Below are 20,297 nucleotides of genomic sequence, written 5' to 3' on the forward strand. Positions count from 1 at the left end.
ATCCACGCGTTACTCACCCGTGCGCCACTCGTGTATTGCTACACGCGTTCGACTTGCATGTGTTAAGCCTGCCGCCAGCGTTCGTTCTGAGCCAGGATCAAACTCTCAAGTTTAACGTGCTCTTCATCGTTCCGAAGAACTAGAAGAGCAAAGATCCCGTCACTAATTACTCTATCCAACTTACGTCGAATTTCCGAACTAGCGACGACGAAAACAATCTATGCCGAAGCACTTCATGTTCGCCGCCGCCGGCGTATCCCTTTCCAAACATACGATGCATAGAGCGCACGACCCGGAGGTCGGGACCTTCGTCGAACGTTGCCCCCGTTGGATCTTTCGACCCTGGCGCCTCAGTGTCTGAGGCGGTTTCGGCGGCCCCGCTCGTCGTCGGGAGCCGCGCTTATATGGGGGGTCCTCAGGACCGTCAACGGGAAATTTACGAATTCGTAACGCTGACTCGGATTCACCAAAAAACCCGTCGAACCTATTGTATTGTTGTGCGCCAGAAGCCTTTCCGGCATCAATATGTAGCGCGTCGCCGGGGCGGACAGATTTTTCCGGTCCGGCGTCACCCCTAACCCGAAGCCCGGACCCACCGGGCTCACAATAGGTCAGCGGTCATGACGGACTTCCCCCCTCCGTCGGACCGGCCGAAAAGCCCGAAAAGCATGACTTTCGGGCTGTTCCGGCCTGTCCTCTTTGCGATCGGCGTCATCGGCCTGGCGATGGGAGGACTTGTCCTCAGCCACCGGTCGAACCCGGAAATCGCTGCGTTGCCGCCGAAGACGTCGGCAATCCCACCAACATCGACGCCCGCCGCGCCCGGACCCGCAGGCCCGGCCCCAACATCGCCCGCACAGGCCGTACCGGCCCCTGTCATCCTGGCGGACTCGCAGCCAGCCCCGCCCGTAACGGCGGCCGATTTCGGCAAACCACCCTCGCTCGATCTCCGCGGCTTCCAGATGAAGCCGCCGGAAACGCCTGCCGCCGACGCCGAACCGCCGGCCAGCGACATCTACGAACTCACGCTCCGCCTCGAGAAGGGCGACACGGTCGAGAAGATGCTGGCCGACATCGACGTGGCCGAGGAGGAGCGCAAGCAGGTCGCGGAGAAGCTCCGGTCGCTGCTGAAGAAGCGGCGGCTTGCCGTCGGCGAGACGATCGAACTCACCATGCAGACGATTCCGGAGCAGCCCGACACACCACGTGTGCTGGCACTGTCGGTACGGCCTCAACCCGAGCGGGAATACATCGTCAGCCGCAATGACGATGGCACCTACGATGCCGAGGAGAAGATCTACAAGGTGAGCCCGCGCATCGTGAGGGTCGAAGGCGAGCGCGACGGCTCGCTGCAGCAGAGCGGCATAAGGGCCGGCGCGCCCTCGGCCGCGATGGTCGAGTTCGTGCGCGCCCTCTCCTACGACGTCGATTTCCAGCGCGAGCTGAAGCAGGGACAGAAGTTCACGGTGCTGCTCGAACAGCTCGTGACGAGCGACGGCAAGGTCACGCATCCCGGACGCCTGCTCGCGGGCGAGCTTCGACTCATGAAGCGCACCGTCGTCGTCATGCGCTATCGCGCGCAGGGTGGCGCCGACGGGTTCTACAACCCGCAAGGCGAGAGCGTCGTGCGCTCCTTCCTGCGCACGCCGATGGATGCATCGCGCATCACCTCGCGCTTCGGCATGCGCGAACATCCGATCCTGGGCTTCAGTGCGTTGCACGCGGGCGTGGATTTCGCGGCCCCACCGGGCACCCCGATCCTCGCTGCCGGCAACGGCAAAGTCGCCTCCGCAGGGCCGAACGGCGGCTACGGACTCTACGTGAAGCTGCAGCATACGCAGGACGTCGCTACCGCCTACGCCCACCTGTCGCGCATCGGGCCAGGCATCAAGCCGGGCGTCTCGGTGCGCCAGGGACAGGTGATCGGCTTCGTCGGGTCGACCGGCATGTCGACCGGCCCGCACCTTCACTACGAGTTCCTGAAGGCCGGCAAGCACGTGAATCCGCTCACCCAGAAGTTCGCGATGCGCGGCACGGTCGGGGCCAAGGACGCCACGCGCTTCCGCACCCTGGCGAAGCAGTATCTCGCACAACTGAGGAGCGCGCCGGTCGCCGGGGAGCCGGAGAAGCCGCCGGAGGCCAAGCCCGCACCAAAGAAAACGGCGCAGGCCCCGAAGGAACCTGCGCCGTCACTGGTTGCCAGGAGCAACTAGCGTTCGTCAGTCGGCGGCGTCGCTCATCACACGCTCGCCGCCAACCGTCAGCTCGCCATTCTCGACGCCGACCTCGACCGTGTCGCCGTCGTGGATCCTGCCCTCGAGAAGCTGCGTCGCCAGCGGGTTCTGAAGGCTCCGCTGGATCACCCGCTTCAGCGGCCGCGCCCCGTAGACGGGGTCGTAGCCGCGGTTGGCCAGCCACTGCAGTGCCTTGCCGTCCAGCTTCAGCTCGATCTTGCGATCGGCCAGGAGCTTCAGCAGCTTCTGCATCTGCACTGCGACGATGTCCGTCATGTGCGCCCGGCTCAGCCGGTTGAACAGCAGGATCTCGTCGAGACGGTTCAGGAACTCCGGACGGAACGCCCGACGCACCTCCTCCATGACCTGCTCGCGCACCGACTCGGTGGGCTCACCGTCCTTCAGGGCCGCCAGATGCGAGCTGCCGAGGTTGGACGTCAGGATGATGAGCGTGTTCTTGAAGTCGACCGTGCGGCCCTGCCCGTCGGTCAGGCGACCGTCGTCCAGCACCTGCAGCAGGACGTTGAACACGTCCGGATGCGCCTTCTCGACCTCGTCGAACAGCACCACCTGGTAGGGCCGCCGGCGCACCGCCTCGGTGAGGACACCGCCCTCGTCGTAGCCGACATAGCCCGGCGGGGCGCCGATCAGGCGGCTCACGGCGTGCTTCTCCATGAACTCGCTCATGTCGATGCGCACCATCGCGTTGTCGTCGTCGAACAGGAAGGCCGCGATCGCCTTGGTGAGCTCGGTCTTGCCGACACCCGTCGGCCCCAGGAACAGGAACGAACCGATGGGACGGTTCGGGTCCTGCAGGCCCGCGCGGGCGCGACGGACCGCGTTCGCCACTGCGACGACGGCCTCGTCCTGGCCGATCACCCGCTTGTGGATCTCCTCCTCCATGCGCAGGAGCTTGGAGCGCTCGCCTTCCAGCATCTTGTCGACGGGCACGCCGGTCCACCGCGACACGACGGCCGCGATGTCCTCGGGCATGACCTCTTCCTTCACGCCCTTGCCGCCCGCGACCTCCTGGGTCTCGGCTTCCTTGAGCTTCTTCTCGAGGTCGGGGATCACGCCATAGGCCAGCTCGCCCGCCTTGGCGAGTTCGCCGCGGCGCTGCGCCACTTCCAGCTCGGAGCGCGCCTTGTCGAGCTGCTCCTTCACCTTCTGCGAGTCGGCGAGCTTGTCCTTGGCCGACGTCCACTGCGCGGTCAGCGCGGCGGACTTCTCCTCGAGCTCCGACAGCTCCTTCTCGAGACGCTCGAGCCGGTCGCGCGACGCGGAGTCGCTCTCCTTCTTGAGCGCTTCCTTCTCGATCTTGAGCTGCATGATGCGCCGGTCGAGCTCGTCCAGCGCCTCGGGCTTGCTGTCGACCTGCATGCGGATGCGGCTCGCCGCCTCGTCCATCAGGTCGATCGCCTTGTCCGGCAGGAACCGGTCGGTGATGTAGCGGTTGGACAGGGTCGCGGCGGCCACGATCGAGGAGTCCGCAATCCGGACGCCGTGATGCAGCTCGTACTTCTCCTTGATGCCGCGCAGGATCGAGATCGTATCCTCGACCGTCGGCTCGGCCACGAAGACGGGCTGGAAGCGCCGGGCGAGCGCGGCATCCTTCTCGATGTGCTTGCGATACTCGTCGAGCGTCGTGGCGCCCACGCAATGCAGCTCGCCGCGCGCGAGCGCCGGCTTCAGCATGTTGGAGGCGTCCATTGCGCCGTCGGCCTTGCCGGCGCCGATCAGCGTGTGCAGCTCGTCGATGAAGACGATGATCTCGCCCTCGGCCGACGAGATTTCCGACAGCACGCCCTTGAGGCGCTCCTCGAACTCGCCGCGGAACTTGGCGCCCGCGACCATCGCGCCAAGGTCGAGCGCCATCAGCTTCTTGTTCTTGAGCGATTCCGGCACGTCGTCGTTGACGATGCGCAGCGCGAGACCCTCGGCGATGGCGGTCTTGCCGACGCCGGGCTCGCCGATCAGCACCGGGTTGTTCTTGGTACGCCGGCTCAGCACCTGGATGGCGCGACGAATCTCCTCGTCGCGGCCGATCACCGGGTCGAGCTTGCCGTCACGGGCGGCCTGCGTCAGATCGCGGGCATACTTCTTCAGAGCGTCGTAGCTGTCCTCGGCCGAGGCCGAGTCGGCCGTACGGCCCTTGCGCAGCTCCTGCACGGCCTTCTCGAGGGCCTGGGGCTTGACGCCGCCCGCGGCCAGCGCCTCGGCCGCCGGCGTGCCCTTGGCGAGCACCAGCGCGATCAGCATGCGCTCGACCGTGACGAACGAATCGCCCGCCTTCTCGGCGATCGCCTCGGCCTGGTCGAACAGGCGCGCGGTCTCCGGCGCCATGTAGATCTGGCCGGCGCCCTGGCCTTCGACCTTGGGCTGCTTGGCGAGGTTGGCCTCCACGGCGCGGTAGACCGCGCGCGAATCGCCGCCCGCCGAGCCGATCAGGTTGGCCGCGAGGCCTTCCGGATCGTCGAGCAGGACTTTCAGAATGTGGTCTGGAATCAGCCGCTGGTGGCCCTCACGGAGCGCCAGCATCTGTGCGCTCTGCAGGAAGCCCCGCATGCGCTCGGTGTACTTTTCCTGGTTCATTACTCAACCCTTTCCTTTACGCCCCCGTCGAGCGGCGGGCGGAAGAGCGGACCCTCCGAAGAAGCATCCTGCAGACGATATGGGAGCGGATCGGTGGGCTGCAAGGCCCTATCCGGCGTGCGACTTTCACCTGTCTTGGACGTGGGCTAAGAACGCCGCAATCGAGACAGGGAGAGCACCAAAATGTCAGGTGGACACGGCCACGTCGACAGTTCGAACAAGAGGATCGCCCTGCTGGTGGCCATCCTCGCCGCCCTGCTGGCGGTGTCGGAAATGGGCGGCAAGAGCTCGCAGACGAACGCCCTGTCGAGCCATATCGACGCCTCCAACCTGTGGTCGTTCTTCCAGTCCAAGACGGTCCGGCAGACGACCCTCCGCACCGCCGCGGAAGAAGTCGACGCCACTTACAAGGACGGTCCGGCGCCTATGCCCCCGGCGCTCAAGGCCCAGGCCGACCGGTGGCGCCAGACGGCGCAGCGCTACGACACCGAGCCCGAGACCGGAGAGGGCCGCAAGGAGCTGGCCGCCCGAGCCAAGGCCAAGGAACAACATCGCGACCGGTCGATGGCCGCCTATCACATGTTCGAATATGGCTCGGCCTGCTTTCAGCTCGCCATCGTGCTGGCCGGCGCCGCCGCCCTCACCTCGGTGATCTGGCTGACCTTCCTGTCGGTCGGGCTCGGCATCGGGGGCTTCGGCTTCACCGTCCTGGCCTTCGTCGCCCCGACGCTGATCCACCTGTAGATCCAACGAAAACGCCCGCAGACGGCGGTCTGCGGGCGGTTTCAGGAAATGGAGTGCGGCTGGCCGATCAGGAGGCGCGCCGGCTCCCCGTGGCGGGGACGAATTCCGGTACCTCGGGCTGCTCTTCGACAGCGGGGTCGTTGCCGCCGGGCGCCGTGCGTCCGTTCTGAAGAAACGCCACGCCATTGAGGCCCGGTTCCGCCTCATCCTGGTCGCGATCGCGATTGTTTTCCCGATAATCGTTCTGACGCCGATCGTTCTGGCGATGGCCGCCGCTCTGGCGATGATCGCCCTGACGATTGTCGGATGAGCGATGCTCCGAGGAGCGCTGTTCGGAGGAGCGCTGTTCGGAGAGGCCCTGCTCGCCCCGATCGCCGGACTGCATATCGCCGCCCCCGTCGCCGGGCTGCGGCCCGCCCTGCCCCTGCTGCGGCTGCCCGGGATGCTGACCCTGCTGGCCGGGCTGCTGGCCGTCCTCGCCGCCCTCGCCCCAGTTGGTACGCTGCACGAAGCCGCCCATGGACTGGATCACGCGGTAATAGTGATCGGCGTACTGGTAATAGGCTTCGGCCAGGATGCGATCGCCCGAGGAGGCCGCCTCGCGGGCCAGCGACTGGTATTTGTCGAAGACCTGGTGGGCATTTCCGCGGACCCGGACGTCGGGACCGCTGCTATCGAATATCTGGTTTCGATTGGGCGTGCGATTGGAGCTGTGATGCTGAGGCTTGTGATGGTGATTGTTGCCACCGCCACCGCCACCACTGCGACCGCCGCGCGACCGCTGACGATTGTTTGGTCTCATTAACCTAGGGCCAGTTACACGCCGGACGGATGTTGTTGTTAATTCCCCCCTGCCCTACCCGGGCGCCGTCACAGCTGAATTCAGGGGTTTGGTGTCCGCCGCCATGGACCGGTCGGACCAGTTTCCCCCCAAGGGGTGAGAGGAACCTAGTCCCATTCCTTCCGATTGCCAACCTATTAATACTGGGCCGGCACGACGCGCTCGATCCCGCCGAGATCCTTCCGGGCCGACTGGGGCGCGAGGCCCGCAGCGGCGAAAAGCGACGCGATTTCAGGAGCTTGCCTCTCTCCAACCTCGACAACGGCCCAGCCGCCCGGAACGACCAGCTTCGGGGCTTGCGCCGTGATGATGCGATACGCCGCAAGCCCGTCGGTGCCGCCGTCGAGGGCCAGCCTCGGCTCGTGCGTGGCCACTTCGGGCATCAACCCCTCCACTGCGGCGCTCTCGATGTAGGGCGGATTGGAGACTAGCAGATCGAAGGGTCCGTCAAGCCGCTCGCTCCAACCGGCCTGTCGCCAGTCGCCGATCGCAAGACGCGCGCGGGACGCCACGCCGAGCGCCTCGGCATTGGCCCGGGCAATGGCGAGCGCCGCCTCCGAGGCGTCGATCCCGACACCGCTCGCCTGCGGGTACTCCCGCAGCAGGGTGAGCAGCAGGCAGCCCGACCCGAGGCCGAGGTCGAGGATCCGCAATTTCCGGCTGCGGTCCGGCAACAGGTCGAGCACCGTCTCGATCACCGTCTCGCTGTCGGGGCGCGGGACCAGAACGGCCGGCGAGACCTTGAACGGCAGGCCCCAGAACTCCCGCTCGCCCAGAATGTACGCCATGGGCTCGCGCCGTACCCGCCGCGCCGTGAGGTCGCGCAGCGCGGTCCGTGCCGAAGCCGGCGCCGGGTCGGGCCCGCGGGAGATCAATTGCTCGACCGTCAGTCCGGTGGCGTGGCTCAGCAGCAGCCTGGCCTCGAAGCGGGCATTGTCGATCCCGGCCGCCGTCAGGGCGACGGCCGTGTCGCGCAACAGGGCATCGTAGGAGGCGCCCTCCGACACCTCTAGGCCGCGAGCTCCGCCAGGCGCGAGGCCTCGTCGTCGGCCGTCAGGGCGTCGACGATCGCGTCCAGTCCGCGCCCGTCCATGACCTCGGCGAGGTTGTAGAGGGTGAGGTTGATCCGGTGATCGGTCACCCGGCTCTGGGGAAAATTGTAGGTGCGGATTCGTTCGCTCCGGTCGCCGCTGCCGACTTGGCCCTTGCGGTCGGCGGCGCGCTGCGCATCGAGCCGCTGGCGCTCGGCGTCGTAGAGGCGGGCGCGCAGGATCTTCATCGCCTTGGCGCGGTTCTTGTGCTGGCTCTTCTCGTCCTGCTGGCTGACGACGACGCCGGTCGGGATATGGGTGATGCGTACCGCCGAGTCGGTCGTGTTCACCGACTGGCCGCCCGGGCCCGAGGCACGGAACACGTCGATGCGCAGGTCCTTCTCGTCGATCTTGATGTCGACCTCCTCGGCCTCCGGCAGGACCGCCACCGTCGCGGCCGACGTGTGGATGCGGCCCTGGGCTTCGGTCGCCGGCACGCGCTGCACGCGATGGACGCCGGATTCGAACTTGAGACGCGCGAAGACGTTGCGCCCCGTCACCGTGGCGATCGCCTCGCGATAGCCGCCGATGCCGGTATCCGACAGTTCCATGACCTCGAACTTCCAGCCCTTTTCCGCCGCGTAGCGCTGGTACATGCGGAAAAGGTCGGCCGCGAACAGCGCCGCCTCGTCGCCGCCGGTGCCGGCGCGGATTTCGAGGATGGCATTCTTCTCGTCGGCCGCATCCTTGGGCAGGAGCATGCGCTTCACCGTGCGCTCCAGCTCCGGCAGGCGCTTGCGCAGCTCCTCCGCCTCTTCCTCGGCAATCGCCTTCATGTCGGGATCGGCGGCCATCGCCTCCGCATCCTTCAATTCGCGCTCGGCCTTGTGCCACTCGTTCACCGCCTCGACCAGCGGGCCGAGGTCGGCATACTCCTTCGAGGCCGCGACGAACTTCTGCGAGTCGAGCGTGCCGGCCGAGAGCGCCGCCTGCAGCTCGGCATGGCGCGTCACGATCTGGTTGAGTTTCAGCAACAGCGACATCTCAGACCTTCAGGGCTTCCGCGAGAGTCTCGAACGGCACTTCGCGCTGCGTACCGCTGTCGAGGTCCTTGAGCTGGGCGACGCCCTTTGCGAGTTCGTCGTCGCCGATGATCAGCGCGGCGCGGGCATTGAGCTTGTTGGCCCGCTGCATGCGCCGTTTCATGTTGCCGCGATAATCCTGCTCGACCGCGATGCCCTGCTTGCGCAAACCGCGCGCAATGCCGAGCGCCCTGGCCTCGGCCGCCGCGCCTAGCGGCGCGATGACGACGGGCCGGGGCAGGGGCCTGGGCTCGTCGGCCAGCATCATCAGCCGCTCGATGCCGCCCGCCCAGCCGATGCCGGCGGTCGGCGGGCCGCCCAGCTCGGCAATCAGCCCGTCATAGCGGCCGCCGCCCAGCACAGTGCCCTGCGCACCGAGATGGGTGGTCACGAACTCGAAGGCGGTGTGGGTGTAGTAGTCGAGGCCGCGCACCAGGGCCGGATCGACCTCGAATGCGATGCCGGCGGCCGTGAGCCCGTCCTGCACCGACTTGAAGAAGTCGCGACTCGCCTGGTTCAGGTGATCGCTGAAGCTCGGCGCATTCGCGTTGATCGCCTTGTCGCCCTCGTCCTTGCTGTCGAGGATGCGCAATGGGTTGCGCGCCAGGCGATTGCGCGAATCCTCCGACAGCTTGTCGACGTGAGCGGAATAGTAGTCCGTCAGGACCTTGCGGTAGCCCACGCGGCTCTCCGGGTCGCCGAGCGAATTGATCTTGAGCACGCAGCGGTCGAGGATCGTGAGCCGGTCGAGGATATCGGCCGCAACCGAGATCACCTCGATGTCGGCGCCGGGCTCGGGCGCGCCCAGAACCTCGAGATCGATCTGATGGAACTGACGCTGCCGTCCCTTCTGCGGCCGCTCGTAGCGGAACATCGGGCCCGCCGCGAAGACCTTCAGCGGCAGCTGCTGCGCCAGCTCGCCGTTGGACACGAAGGCGCGACAGATGCCGGCCGTGTACTCCGGCCGAAGGGTCAGCGACTCGTCACCGCGATCCTTGAAGGTGTACATCTCCTTCGACACGACGTCGGTCGTCTCGCCGATGCCGCGGGCGAACAGCTCGGTGAACTCGAAGATCGGCGTCGCCATCTCGCGATAGCCGTAGAGGCGCGCCACGTCGCGGGCCGTGTCGACGACATGCGCGAAGCGCCGGTAGTCGTCGGGGAGGAGGTCGTGCGTGCCACGCACGGGTTGCATCTTGCTCACGGGAAATCGCCTCGAAAAATCGTCTGGAAAGGAAGAACCGGAAGTCGCTACTCGGCGGCGACGCGATGTCGCTCGGCTTCTTTCGCCTTGCCCTCTTCCGCCTTTGCGGCCTCGATCTCGGCCGCCTTCTTCTCGATCAGACCGACCAGATGGTCGACGACGTTGGCGTCCTTCAGCCGGTGGTGCGGGACGCCGGCGATATAGACCTGATGGGTGTTCGAGCCGCCGCCGGTGAAGCCGATGTCGGTCTCGCGCGCCTCGCCGGGCCCGTTGACCACGCAGCCGATCACCGACACCGTCATCGGCGTGGTGATGTGAGCAACGCGCTTCTCCAGCGCCTCGACCGTGCGGATGACGTCGTACTGCTGACGCGCGCAGGACGGGCAGGAGATGATGTTGACGCCGCGATGGCGCAGGTTCAGCGCCTTCAGCATCTCAAAGCCGACGCGGACTTCTTCCTCGGGTTCGGCCGAGAGCGAGACGCGGATCGTGTCGCCGATGCCGGCCCACAGCAGCGAGCCCATGCCGATCGACGACTTCACCGTGCCAGTGCGCGTGCCGCCCGCCTCGGTGACGCCGACATGCAGCGGGTAGTCGCAGGCCTCCGCGAGCTGCTGGTAGGCCGCGACCGCCAGGAAGACGTCGGACGCCTTCACGCTGATCTTGAACTCGTGGAAATCGTGGTCCTGCAGGATGCGGGCATGGTCGAGCGCGCTCTCCACCATCGCCTCGGGACAGGGCTCGCCGTATTTCTCGAGCAGGTCCTTCTCCAGCGAGCCGGCGTTGACGCCGATGCGCATGGACAGGCCGTGATCCTTGGCGGCCTTCACCACCTCGCGCACCCTCTCGGCGCTGCCGATGTTGCCCGGGTTGATGCGCAGGCAGGCGGCGCCCGCCTCCGCGGCCTCGATGGCGCGTCTGTAGTGAAAGTGGATGTCGGCCACGATCGGCACCTTGGCGGCCCGCACGATCTTCGGCAGCGCCGCGGTCGAGTCCTCGTCGGGGCAGGACACGCGGATGATATCCACACCCGCCTCTTCGCAGCGGCGGATCTGGGCGATGGTCGCTTCGGCGTCCGCGGTCAGCGTGTTGGTCATGGTCTGGACGGTGATCGGCGAATCGCCGCCCACCGGCACGGACCCGACCATCACGCGCCGCGACTTGCGGCGCTGGATGTCGCGGTACGGTCTGATGCTCATGGAGGCAATGTAGCGGCGCGACCCCGCCTCCGCCAGCCGGCGGACGTTACAAAGCGGCGACGGTGGCCCTACCGGGCCTCTGTGATGCGGTAGGCGATCCCCGCGGGCACGACGTAGCTTTCGCCGGCGCGCACATAGGTCTGCGTCAGCACGTCGCCGTTCGGGGCCCGCAGCTCGACCCAGCTGTTGGTCTTCACGCTGATCGGCGTATTGACCCGGACGGGCATCGGCGGCGGCGTCGCCTCAGGCTGCCGCGCATTCGCTTCCTCGACCGGCTTCGCCGGCTCGAGGCGCGGCGGTTCGATCGGCGCCGGCGGCTGGGCGGCCTGCGCCTGGCCGATCGACGGAACATTCATCACGACCGGCGGCGGTGGCGCGGGAACGGCGACGACGACCGGCGGCGGCGCCAGCGGTGCGGCCGGAGCACTGCCCTCGATACGCTGCGCGGGCCACACCTGCGCCGGCAGCGAGCCGGAAAGAGTGCGTGTTTCCGGAGCCGGCGACGACGGCATCTGAGCGACGAATGGATTGGGAGCCGGAGCCGGCGTGCTGGGGCGCTCGGAGAGAAGACGGTCCGGCACCGGCGGAACCTTCTGCGCCACGACGGCCTGATCGCGCGGCATATAGTGCCACACACCGTAGCCGGCGCCGACGACGAGAAGGACCGTGAGGACGGCGAGGCCGATCGGCGCACGCCTGTCGGCAACCGGGAAATTGGCAGGCAGTGCGACCGGACGCTTGATGGGAACCGCGCCCGACAGATGATAGGCGGTCATGACCTTCTCGGGATCGAGACCGACATGGGTCGCGTAGGCCCGCAGGAAGGCAGGAATGTAAGCCGCGCCAGGAAGCTCGTCGTAGCGACCATCCTCGATCGCTTCGAGGTGAGCGCGCCTGATGCGGATGCTCTTCTCGACTTGAGTCAGGTCCAGACCGCGTGCCTCGCGCTGATCGCGTAGGAGTCGACCGACCGCCTGGCCCGGTCCGGCCTCGCGCTCAATCGCCCGCCAGTCAACCTGATCCGGCATTGATATTCCCTGCTTGTCCCCTCGTCGCGACTCTTAGCAGAGGCCCCATGACAGGGCAAAAGCGATTCGACTTTTCGTCGCTAAATTTCGATCGCGTGATCGGCGGCGAAGAGACGCAAGGTCTCACGCAGCGGACGATCGGGTTGTGTAAGCGCAGAGGTCATGAAACCAACCGCATCGTTGAGATCGAGCGAACGGATCATCGCCTTCACGGGCCCGATCGCGCCCGGCGACATCGACAGCGAACGCACGCCGATCGCGAGCAAGGCCAGTGCCTCAACCGGACGTCCCGCCATCTCGCCACACACCGCGATGTCCACACCCGCGGGACGCACTTTGTTCACTACAAAATGTAGCAGCCGAAGCAGGGCTGGGGACAAACTGTCGTAGCGCCCGGCCAACCGGCTGTTGCCGCGATCGGCAGCGTAGAGGAATTGCAGGAGATCGTTCGTTCCCACGGAGATGAAATCGACATGCGGCAAAAGACTGTCGAGCTGCCATGCCAGGGCCGGCACTTCGAACATGACGCCAACACGCAGGTGCTCCGGCACCGCCTGGCCGCGACGCTTCGCGCGATCCATTTCAAGGTCGAGCAGATGACGGGCCCGTATCAATTCGGTGACCTCGGCGATCATCGGGAACATGATCGACAGCGGGCGGCCATTGGCCGCCATGATCAACGCGCGAAGCTGCCGGCGCAGCATCGCCGGCCGATCGAGTCCGATGCGGATGGCGCGCCACCCCATCGCGGGATTTTCATCTCCAAACGAGTCGATATAGGGAAGGACCTTGTCGCCCCCCACATCGAGCGTGCGGAATGTCACGGGCCGACCGTCCGCGAGGTCGAGCACGCGGCCGTAGAGCCAGGCCTGTGCATCAACGTCGGGAAACTCCGAACGCACCATGAACGGAATCTCGGTCCGATAGAGGCCGACACCGTCGGCGCCCGTATCGTCGAGATGCTGCATGTCGATCAGCAGGCCGGCATTCATGTTGAGCGAGATGCGCGCCTGGTCGCGCGTCGCCGACGGCAGGTCGCGTAAAGCCGCATACTTGCGGCGCCGCTCGGCCCGCGCATCGAGCGCGAGATGGACCGTCTGGAGGATATCCTCGGCCGGCCGCACCAGGACCTGCGCATTGTCGCCGTCGACCACGATGGGATCGCCCGTCTCGACGCGAGCCAGTACGTTGGGCGCGCGCCCGACCACCGGAATGTCGAGCGCGCGGGCCACGATCGCCACGTGGCTGAGCGCCGAGCCCTCCTCCAGCACGAGACCGCGCAGGCGGTTGCGGTCGTAGTCGAGCAGTTCCGCCGGTCCCATGTCTCGGGCGACCACGATCATGTCGTCGGGCAAGGTGCTGGGATCCGTTGCGACACGGCCGGTGAGCCGCAACAGCAGCCGGTTGCTGAGATCCTGCAGGTCGCTCAGCCGCTCGCGGATATAGGGATCGGTCGACTGGCCGAGGCGGTTGCGGACATCGTCGAAGGCGCGCTGGACGCCGGCCTCGGCGGTGAGGCCGGAGCCGATCGCCTCGCGGACCCGCTCGGCCCAGCCGCGGTCGTCGACGAACATGCGGAAGGTCTCGAGGATCTCGCGTTGCTCGCCCGACTGCATGTCATGCGCCTCGAGCATGCGGTCGACATCCTCGCGGACGCCGCGCAGCGCATCGAGGAAGCGGACCTGCTCCTGCTCGACATCCTCCGCGACGACACGGTGAATGACGATGCGGGGTTCGTGCAGCACGGCGCGGCCGATCGCGACGCCGGGCGTAAGTTGCACGCCGTCGACGCGCAGCGGCAGCAGTCCGATACCATCGACCTGCTGGACCTCGTTGGGACTGACGACGTGACTGGCCGAGACCAGTTCCGCCAGCACCATGGCGATGGTCTGCAGCGTCTCGACCTCTTCCTCGTCGTACTGGCGGCGGGTGCGGTTCTGCACGACCAGGACGCCCAGCACCCGGCCGGCGCGCACGATCGGCACGCCCGCCAGCGAGTGGTAGATTTCCTCACCGGTCTCGGGGCGATAGGCGAACTGCGGATGGTGCTGGGCATCGTCGAGCGCCAGCGGCCGTCCATGCGCGGCGATGTCGCCCACCAGACCCTCGCCGACCCGCAGCCGCGTGCTGTGGACGGCCGAGGGGTTGAGGCCCTGCGTTGCGAACAGTTCCAGCACTTCGCCGGCCCGCAGCAGGTAGATCGAGCAGACCTCGGCCACCATCTCGTTGGCGACAAGGCGCACGACCTCGCCCAGCGTCACTTCGACGGACTCGGCACGCGCCATCGTGTCCCGGAGCCGCTTGAGGAGCATTCGCGGTCCGGCCAGAGGAGTTGATCTCTCCATGGTCAGACCGCGAGATGCTTGAGTCGGATGACGACGAAGCTGCGGTCGATGATACAGGCGCAAACTCGCCATGCCGCGACAACCGACTTGATCGGTCGGGCGTTCAGGCAGGCCATGTGGGCGAGTGCGGCGTCCATGCGCCGCTTATAGCAAGACCCGCGCCGGACTGCCTACCGGCGAATTTGCAGAGCCGCGCTGGACTTCAGGGGCCGTTTTCGGGGCCGATCAGGCCGCGTCCAGTTCATACGCCGTGTGAAGGGCCCGCACGGCGAGCTCGGTGTATTCGGCCGCCACCAGCACGCTGATCTTGATCTCCGACGTGGAGATGACCTGGATGTTGATCCCCTTGGCGGCGAGCGTCTCGAACATCTTGAGCGCCACGCCGGCATGGGAGCGCATGCCGACACCGATCACCGAGACCTTGGATACGTTGAGGTCGGACTTCACTTCGGCGAACTTCAGGTCGGCCTTGGCGCGCTCGAGTTGCTGCACCGCACGCGCGAGGTCGGGCTTGGGGACCGTGAAAGTCATGTCGGTCGAACTGCCGTCGACGGAGACGTTCTGCACGATCATGTCGACGTTGATGTTCGCCGCCGCGAGCGGGCCGAAGATCGCCGCGGCGACACCGGGCCGGTCGGGCACGTGGGTTACGGTGATCTTCGCCTCGTCCTTGGCGAAGGCGATGCCACTCACGACGGACTTCTCGAGGCCCTGGGCCATGATCTCTTCCTCGTCCACAACCAGAGTTCCGGGCAAATCGCTGCCGAGCGCCTCGTCGAACGACGACAGCACCTGCACACGCACATGATGGTTCATCGCCAGCTCGACGGAGCGCGTCTGCAGCACCTTCGAGCCGAGCGAGGCCATTTCGAGCATTTCCTCGTAGGTCACGCGATCGATCTTCTGCGCCTTCTCGACGATGCGCGGATCGGTCGTATAGACGCCGTCGACATCGGTATAGATGTCGCAACGGTCGGCCTCGAGGGCTGCCGCCAGCGCCACCGCCGACGTGTCGGAGCCGCCGCGGCCCAGGGTGGTGATGCGCCCTTCCGGCGAAATGCCTTGGAAGCCCGGCACCACGGGAACCTCCCCCGCCGCCATCGTCCTCGCCATCTCGGCCGTGTCGATCTCGACGATGCGCGCCTTGGCGTAGGCGTCGTCGGTCTTGATCGGCAGCTGCCAGCCGACCCAGGAACGCGACTTCACCCCTTCCTGCTGCAGCGCCATCGCCAGCAGGCCGATCGTGACCTGCTCGCCCGTCGCCACGACGACATCGTATTCGCGCGGATCGTGCAGAGGGGAGATCTCGTTCACCCACTTCACGAGCTGGTTGGTGGCGCCCGACATGGCCGAAACCACGACCGCGACCTCGTTGCCACGCGCCACTTCGGCTTTCACCTTGCGCGCGACGTTCTTGATTCGATCCGTGTCGCCGACCGAAGTACCGCCAAATTTGAGAACGATGCGCGCCATGAATTCACTCGAAGGGCAAGCTTCTGCCCGGAAAGCGGGCTATAGACACCGCCGGCGCCATATGGGTCAAGGGTAGCCATGGTCGAAACCGCGCATATTCCCACCGACGGAACCGTCGATCCCGCCGAGGTCGAGCGCTTCTCCCGCATCGCAGACGAATGGTGGGATCCCACCGGCAAGTTCGCGCCCCTGCACCGGCTGAACCCGGTGCGGATCGGTTACATCCGCGATCGGGTCGCCGCCCACTGGCAGCGCGATGCCCTGAACGAACCGCTGAAGGGCCTGTCGCTGCTCGATATCGGCTGTGGCGGCGGACTGCTCAGCGAGCCGATGACGCGCCTCGGCGCCGCGGTCACCGGGGTCGACGCCTCGGCCCGCAACATCGCCACCGCCTCCGTCCATGCCGCCCGACAGGACCTCGCCATCGACTATCGCGAGGGCACGGCCGAGGCCCTGGCCGAAAGCGGCGCGCAGTTCGACGTCGTTCTGGCGCTCGAGATCGTGGAGCATGTGGCTGACGTCGATCTGTTCCTGCGGTCCTGCGGCCGCATGGTGAAACCCGGCGGCCTCCTCTTCCTGTCGACGCTCAACCGCACCGCAAAAGCCTGGACGCTGGCCATCGCCGGCGCGGAGTATGTGCTGGGCTGGCTGCCGCGCGGCACCCACGACTGGAAGAAGTTCCTCAAGCCCTCCGAGGTCGCCCGCGGCCTGCGCGCTGGCGGCGTCGAGCCGCAGGAAATCGTGGGCGTCGTCTATAGTCCGCTCAGCCGCAAATGGTCGCTGAACCGGAACGACCTCGACGTGAACTACATGTTGTATGGGGTCGCCGGGCCGAAATAGCGGCCCGACTGCGGCTCAGTTGCCGCGCGGGATCCAGGGGAGGCGGCCGAATTCGATGCCCTCCTCGGCCAGAGCCTCTGCCTCCTCGTCGCTCGTCTCACCGTAGATGCCGCGCTTGTCGCTTTCGCCGTAGTGAATCTTGCGGGCCTCCTCGGCGAACTTGTCGCCGACATGCTCGCAGTTCTTCTCGACCTCGGCGCGGACCTTGAGCAGGGCCTCGCGCAGTTCCTTGGGCATTTGCCTGGCGAGCGCCGCCATCTGCTGATGCTCGGCCGACGGCGTGGCCGTCGCCTCGGGCGGCGCCTCGACGACGGCCGGCAGCGCGGCGTCCTTGCCCTTCTTGCCGATGCGGGGCGCCATCAGGGCGCGCTCGACCTTCGCCGTGCCGCAGACGGCACAGCCGATCAGCGACTTCTTCTCCTGGCGCTCATAGGTTTTGCTGTCCTTGAACCAGCTGTCGAACTCGTGGCCTTTGGCGCAGCGCAAACGATACAAAATCATGACAGACGGAAAAATGGTGGCTTGTCGGGCCGGACGCAAGAGCCGATTGTCGCGCCCCCGTCGCCCGAAAGCCGCCCGCAGAAGCAGCCGATGACTCACCAGCCCTCCCTCGTGAAAGCCGCCTTCTGGATGGCCGGCTGGCTGACGGCCATGCTGGTCATGGCGATTGCCGGTCGCGAGACGACGCGCGAGCTCGACGTCTTCCAGATCATGGAAATGCGCTCGGCCATCGGCCTGGTCATGCTCTATCCGCTGATCCATCTCGCCGGCGGTTTCGGCAAGCTGAAGACCGCACGGCCCTGGCAGCAGACCGGCCGCAACATCGCCCACTACGGCGCGCAGTTCGCCTGGTTCAAGGCGCTGACCCTGATCCCGCTGGCCCAGGTCATCTCGATCGAGTTCACCATGCCGATCTGGACCGCAATCCTGGCAGTCGCCTTCCTCGGCGAACGCATGGGACTGTGGAAGAACCTCGCCGTGGCGCTGGGAGTGGTCGGTGTCGTCATCATCGTGCGGCCAGGGACCAGCGAGATCGTGCCCGGGCAGATCATCGCGCTGGCCGCCGCCGTCGGCTTCGCCATCTCCGTGACCATGGTGAAGTCCCTCACCCGCACCGACAGCGTGCTCACCATCCTGTTCTGGATGCTGCTCCTCCAGTCCATCATCGGCCTGGTGCCGGCGCTCGACGTGTGGCGCTGGCCCTCGACCTATGTCTGGGTGTGGATCATCGTCATCGCCTTCTGCGGCACCCTCTCCCACTACTGCCTGACGCGCGCGATGCTGCACGCCGACGCCACCATCGTCGTGCCGATGGATTTCCTGCGCGTGCCGCTGGCCGCCCTGGCCGGCTGGCTGCTCTACAATGAGCGCCTGGACATGCTCACGATCCTGGGCGCCGCGCTGATCCTGTCGGGCAACCTCCTGAACCTCAAAGGCGCCGGAGCGCGAAAGACATGACGCCCTCGTCCTGGGTCACTGCCTGGGCGGGCCTCGTCCCGCCCGGCGCCACCGTCCTCGATCTCGCGGCGGGCAAGGGCCGACATACGGTGTTGTTCACCGGCAGAGGCCATCGCGTGACCGCGGTCGATCGCGAGGTGAGCGCCCTGGCCGCGTCCGCCACGGTCGAGGTGATCGCAGCCGATCTCGAGGACGGCTCGCCCTGGCCGCTGGCCGGCCGCCGCTTCGGGGCGATCGTGGTCACCAACTATCTGCACCGGCCGCTGTTCCCGGCGCTGTTCGACGCGCTGCTGCCAGGCGGCATCCTGCTCTACGAGACCTTCATGGAAGGCAACGAACGCTTCGGCAAACCCAGCCGCCCGGAATTCCTCCTGAAGGACGGCGAGCTGCTCGACCTCGTGCGCGGACGCTTCTCGGTGACCGCCTACGAGGCGCGGATGATCAGCCAGCCGAAAATGGCGATGGTGCAGAGGATCGCCGCCCGCCTTCTATGACGCGCGCTCAGGCGCCCCGGGCCCCACGCACCAGACGGCCCGGCAAGGCCCCGGTCGCTTCGCCGCCGCGATAGACGACGGCGCCCGAGACGATGGTCGCGTCGAAGCCTTCCGTCCGCTGGATGAGACGTTTGCCGCCAGCCGGCAGGTCGTACACGATTTCAGGCCTGCGCAGCCGCAGCCTGTCGTAGTCGATGATGTTGACGTCGGCCTTCAGCCCGGCTTTCAACAGCCCGCGGTCCCGCAAGCCGATCTCGACGGCATTGTCGGCTGTGAGACGCCTGATCGCCCATGACACCGGCAGCAGCGAGCCGCGTGCACGATCCCGCGTCCAGTGCGTCAGCGTGTAGCTGGTGGCCGTCGCGTCGCACATGATGCCGACATGCGCACCGCCGTCGCCCAGCCCGAGCAGCGTGTTGGGGCGATCGATCATCTCGCGCACGACATCGAGATTGCCGGCGACGAAGTTGGTGACCGGCAGATAGATGATCTGCTTGCCGTCATGTTCCAGCATCAGGTCGTAGGCGACCTCGTCCGGTGGACGGCCCTGTCGCGCCGCCATCGCGGCGATGCTTTGGTCCGCCCTCGGCTCGTAGTCCGGCGGGTCGCCGATCGGGAACATGCGGTCCCAGCGATCGACCAGTCGGTTGCGGCGGTCGCCTTCGAACGATTCGGCGAGCACGCGCGCGCGAAACGCCGTGTCGCGCCAACATGCGAGACGTTCGGCGAAGGGCAGGCGCGCAACGCGGTCGGCGCTCGGCCGGCCCGTGAACGGGTTCTGCGACAGTTCGAGCCCCAGCAGCACGCTGGTCGGACGCGAGCGGATCTGGGCGGTGATGCGCAGGCCCTCGCGATTGGCTTCGTCGATCTCCGCCATCGTCTCGCGCCAGCCGTCGGGGCGGGCGTTGGACTGCAACAAGGTGATCGTGACCGGTCGCTGGGACTCCCTCGCCAGCCGGCGGAACAGGGCGACCTCCCCTTCCTGGAAATCGGACACGATCTGCAGCCAGCCGGCATCGGCCTCGCGCATCGCGCGGGCGATCGCCGTGAGTTCCGCTTCCTCGGCGCGCAGGGTCGGGATGTGCTTGCCGTCGGCCGACCTGTGATTGAGCGTGCGCGAGGTCGAGAAGCCCAGCGCGCCGGCGCGCAGGCCCTCAACGGTGAGTTCGGCCATCCGCTGCCGATCCTGCTCGGTCGCGGGCTCCCGGTCGGCGCCGCGCTGGCCCATCACATAGACGCGCAGCGCCGCGTGCGGCACCTGGGTCGCCACGTCGGCATCGTAGGAACGGGCGGCAATGGCATCGAGGAAGTCCGGGAAGGAGTGCCAGTTCCACGGCAGGCCCTCCGACAGCACGACTTCGGGAATGTCCTCCACGCCCTCCATCAGGTTGATCAGCATCGCGTGCTGGTCTTCGTGACACGGCGCGAAGCCGACGCCGCAATTGCCGAGCACGACGGTCGTGGCGCCGTTCCACGACGACGGCGACAGCCGCTCGCTCCAGGTGACCTGCGCGTCGTAGTGGGTGTGAACGTCGACGAAGCCCGGCGTCACGAGCCTGCCGCGCGCGTCGATCTCTTCTGCGCCTCTGGGCAGGTTCTTCGCGATGGCCGAGATCCGGCCATCCTCGATGGCCAGGTCGGCCTCATAAGGATCCCCGCCCGAGCCGTCGACGATGGTGCCGTTGCGAATGACCAGACTGGGAGACGACATTGGCTTCTCCGGCATGGATGA

General features: G+C 66.8%; 17 protein-coding genes and 1 rRNA gene. 5 read left to right on the forward strand and 13 right to left on the reverse strand.

The window, feature by feature from the left end:
- Positions 1 to 113, reverse strand: a 16S ribosomal RNA gene (locus EPO41_RS23740); the annotation flags it as partial.
- A 555-nt stretch (positions 114 to 668) separates the two neighbouring features.
- On the opposite strand from EPO41_RS23740, the gene EPO41_RS23745 reads away from it, so the two are divergent.
- The gene (locus tag EPO41_RS23745) at positions 669 to 2,213 is read left to right on the forward strand and encodes a peptidoglycan DD-metalloendopeptidase family protein (protein WP_296330729.1); all 1,545 of its coding nucleotides are present in this window, start codon (positions 669 to 671) and stop codon (positions 2,211 to 2,213) included.
- 6 nt (positions 2,214 to 2,219) lie between these two features.
- On the opposite strand, the gene clpB is transcribed toward EPO41_RS23745, so the two are convergent.
- Positions 2,220 to 4,826, reverse strand: coding sequence for an ATP-dependent chaperone ClpB (gene clpB / locus EPO41_RS23750; RefSeq protein WP_296330731.1), 2,607 nt, complete (start codon positions 4,824 to 4,826; stop codon positions 2,220 to 2,222).
- 183 nt (positions 4,827 to 5,009) lie between these two features.
- Between clpB and EPO41_RS23755 the strand changes: the two genes are divergently transcribed.
- Positions 5,010 to 5,570, forward strand: a complete 561-nt coding sequence (locus tag EPO41_RS23755; RefSeq protein WP_296330734.1) for a DUF4337 domain-containing protein — start codon at positions 5,010 to 5,012, stop codon at positions 5,568 to 5,570.
- 67 nt (positions 5,571 to 5,637) lie between these two features.
- Here EPO41_RS23755 and EPO41_RS23760 read toward each other — a convergent pair whose 3' ends face one another.
- The 9 genes from EPO41_RS23760 to EPO41_RS23800 form a co-directional block, all read right to left on the reverse strand.
- Positions 5,638 to 6,372: a DUF4167 domain-containing protein gene (locus EPO41_RS23760; RefSeq protein WP_296330737.1), complete on the reverse strand. Its 735-nt coding sequence runs from the start codon at positions 6,370 to 6,372 to the stop codon at positions 5,638 to 5,640.
- A 176-nt stretch (positions 6,373 to 6,548) separates the two neighbouring features.
- Positions 6,549 to 7,418, reverse strand: coding sequence for a peptide chain release factor N(5)-glutamine methyltransferase (gene prmC, locus EPO41_RS23765; protein WP_296330739.1), 870 nt, complete (start codon positions 7,416 to 7,418; stop codon positions 6,549 to 6,551).
- Between the two features lie 2 nt (positions 7,419 to 7,420).
- Entirely contained in the window at positions 7,421 to 8,485 is a 1,065-nt protein-coding gene (prfA, locus tag EPO41_RS23770; protein ID WP_296330741.1) for a peptide chain release factor 1, read from the reverse strand.
- A gap of 1 nt (position 8,486) precedes the next feature.
- Positions 8,487 to 9,719 (reverse strand): histidine--tRNA ligase, encoded by a 1,233-nt coding sequence (gene hisS / locus EPO41_RS23775; RefSeq protein WP_296330801.1) that lies wholly within the window; start codon positions 9,717 to 9,719, stop codon positions 8,487 to 8,489.
- A 56-nt stretch (positions 9,720 to 9,775) separates the two neighbouring features.
- A complete protein-coding gene (gene ispG, locus EPO41_RS23780) occupies positions 9,776 to 10,927 on the reverse strand; it encodes a flavodoxin-dependent (E)-4-hydroxy-3-methylbut-2-enyl-diphosphate synthase (RefSeq protein WP_296330744.1) in 1,152 nt (383 codons plus the stop codon).
- A gap of 68 nt (positions 10,928 to 10,995) precedes the next feature.
- Complete coding sequence (locus tag EPO41_RS23785) at positions 10,996 to 11,955, reverse strand: helix-turn-helix transcriptional regulator (RefSeq protein ID WP_296330747.1); 960 nt, start codon at positions 11,953 to 11,955, stop codon at positions 10,996 to 10,998.
- Between the two features lie 80 nt (positions 11,956 to 12,035).
- Positions 12,036 to 14,267: a phosphoenolpyruvate--protein phosphotransferase gene (ptsP, locus tag EPO41_RS23790; RefSeq protein ID WP_296330750.1), complete on the reverse strand. Its 2,232-nt coding sequence runs from the start codon at positions 14,265 to 14,267 to the stop codon at positions 12,036 to 12,038.
- A 35-nt stretch (positions 14,268 to 14,302) separates the two neighbouring features.
- Positions 14,303 to 14,437, reverse strand: a complete 135-nt coding sequence (locus EPO41_RS23795) for a hypothetical protein (RefSeq protein WP_296330755.1) — start codon at positions 14,435 to 14,437, stop codon at positions 14,303 to 14,305.
- Positions 14,438 to 14,525: 88 nt separating this feature from the next.
- Positions 14,526 to 15,773, reverse strand: coding sequence for an aspartate kinase (locus EPO41_RS23800; protein ID WP_296330758.1), 1,248 nt, complete (start codon positions 15,771 to 15,773; stop codon positions 14,526 to 14,528).
- 78 nt (positions 15,774 to 15,851) lie between these two features.
- Here EPO41_RS23800 and ubiG point away from each other — a divergent pair, with 78 nt between their 5' ends.
- Positions 15,852 to 16,613 carry a bifunctional 2-polyprenyl-6-hydroxyphenol methylase/3-demethylubiquinol 3-O-methyltransferase UbiG gene (gene ubiG, locus EPO41_RS23805; protein ID WP_296330761.1) on the forward strand — a complete coding sequence of 254 codons (762 nt, stop codon included), beginning with the start codon at positions 15,852 to 15,854 and terminating at the stop codon, positions 16,611 to 16,613.
- A gap of 15 nt (positions 16,614 to 16,628) precedes the next feature.
- Here the strand turns inward: ubiG and EPO41_RS23810 are convergent, their stop codons facing one another.
- Positions 16,629 to 17,114 carry a DUF1178 family protein gene (locus tag EPO41_RS23810; protein WP_296330764.1) on the reverse strand — a complete coding sequence of 162 codons (486 nt, stop codon included), beginning with the start codon at positions 17,112 to 17,114 and terminating at the stop codon, positions 16,629 to 16,631.
- Positions 17,115 to 17,204: 90 nt separating this feature from the next.
- On the opposite strand from EPO41_RS23810, the gene EPO41_RS23815 reads away from it, so the two are divergent.
- Positions 17,205 to 18,071, forward strand: coding sequence for a DMT family transporter (locus EPO41_RS23815; protein WP_296330767.1), 867 nt, complete (start codon positions 17,205 to 17,207; stop codon positions 18,069 to 18,071).
- Positions 18,068 to 18,565: a class I SAM-dependent methyltransferase gene (locus EPO41_RS23820; protein WP_296330772.1), complete on the forward strand. Its 498-nt coding sequence runs from the start codon at positions 18,068 to 18,070 to the stop codon at positions 18,563 to 18,565. Before EPO41_RS23815 ends, EPO41_RS23820 begins: the two co-directional genes overlap by 4 nt.
- Before the next feature lie 7 nt (positions 18,566 to 18,572).
- Here EPO41_RS23820 and EPO41_RS23825 read toward each other — a convergent pair whose 3' ends face one another.
- Positions 18,573 to 20,276, reverse strand: a complete 1,704-nt coding sequence (locus EPO41_RS23825) for an amidohydrolase family protein (protein ID WP_296330774.1) — start codon at positions 20,274 to 20,276, stop codon at positions 18,573 to 18,575.
- Positions 20,277 to 20,297 lie beyond the last annotated feature (21 nt).

The sequence above is a fragment of the Reyranella sp. genome (genome assembly GCF_004297265.1).
Classification (GTDB): Bacteria; Pseudomonadota; Alphaproteobacteria; order Reyranellales; family Reyranellaceae; genus Reyranella.

Bases quoted from the DNA above. Each gene is read 5' to 3' on its own strand.
- EPO41_RS23745 (WP_296330729.1), top strand. From the start codon at position 669: ATGACTTTCGGGCTGTTCCGGCCTGTCCTCTTTGCGATCGGCGTCATC.
- clpB (WP_296330731.1), bottom strand. From the start codon at position 4,826: ATGAACCAGGAAAAGTACACCGAGCGCATGCGGGGCTTCCTGCAGAGC.
- EPO41_RS23755 (WP_296330734.1), top strand. From the start codon at position 5,010: ATGTCAGGTGGACACGGCCACGTCGACAGTTCGAACAAGAGGATCGCC.
- EPO41_RS23760 (WP_296330737.1), bottom strand. From the start codon at position 6,372: ATGAGACCAAACAATCGTCAGCGGTCGCGCGGCGGTCGCAGTGGTGGC.
- prfA (WP_296330741.1), bottom strand. From the start codon at position 8,485: ATGTCGCTGTTGCTGAAACTCAACCAGATCGTGACGCGCCATGCCGAG.
- hisS (WP_296330801.1), bottom strand. From the start codon at position 9,719: ATGCAACCCGTGCGTGGCACGCACGACCTCCTCCCCGACGACTACCGG.
- ispG (WP_296330744.1), bottom strand. From the start codon at position 10,927: ATGAGCATCAGACCGTACCGCGACATCCAGCGCCGCAAGTCGCGGCGC.
- EPO41_RS23785 (WP_296330747.1), bottom strand. From the start codon at position 11,955: ATGCCGGATCAGGTTGACTGGCGGGCGATTGAGCGCGAGGCCGGACCG.
- ptsP (WP_296330750.1), bottom strand. From the start codon at position 14,267: ATGCTCCTCAAGCGGCTCCGGGACACGATGGCGCGTGCCGAGTCCGTC.
- EPO41_RS23795 (WP_296330755.1), bottom strand. From the start codon at position 14,437: ATGGACGCCGCACTCGCCCACATGGCCTGCCTGAACGCCCGACCGATC.
- EPO41_RS23800 (WP_296330758.1), bottom strand. From the start codon at position 15,773: ATGGCGCGCATCGTTCTCAAATTTGGCGGTACTTCGGTCGGCGACACG.
- ubiG (WP_296330761.1), top strand. From the start codon at position 15,852: ATGGTCGAAACCGCGCATATTCCCACCGACGGAACCGTCGATCCCGCC.
- EPO41_RS23810 (WP_296330764.1), bottom strand. From the start codon at position 17,114: ATGATTTTGTATCGTTTGCGCTGCGCCAAAGGCCACGAGTTCGACAGC.
- EPO41_RS23815 (WP_296330767.1), top strand. From the start codon at position 17,205: ATGACTCACCAGCCCTCCCTCGTGAAAGCCGCCTTCTGGATGGCCGGC.
- EPO41_RS23820 (WP_296330772.1), top strand. From the start codon at position 18,068: ATGACGCCCTCGTCCTGGGTCACTGCCTGGGCGGGCCTCGTCCCGCCC.
- EPO41_RS23825 (WP_296330774.1), bottom strand. From the start codon at position 20,276: ATGTCGTCTCCCAGTCTGGTCATTCGCAACGGCACCATCGTCGACGGC.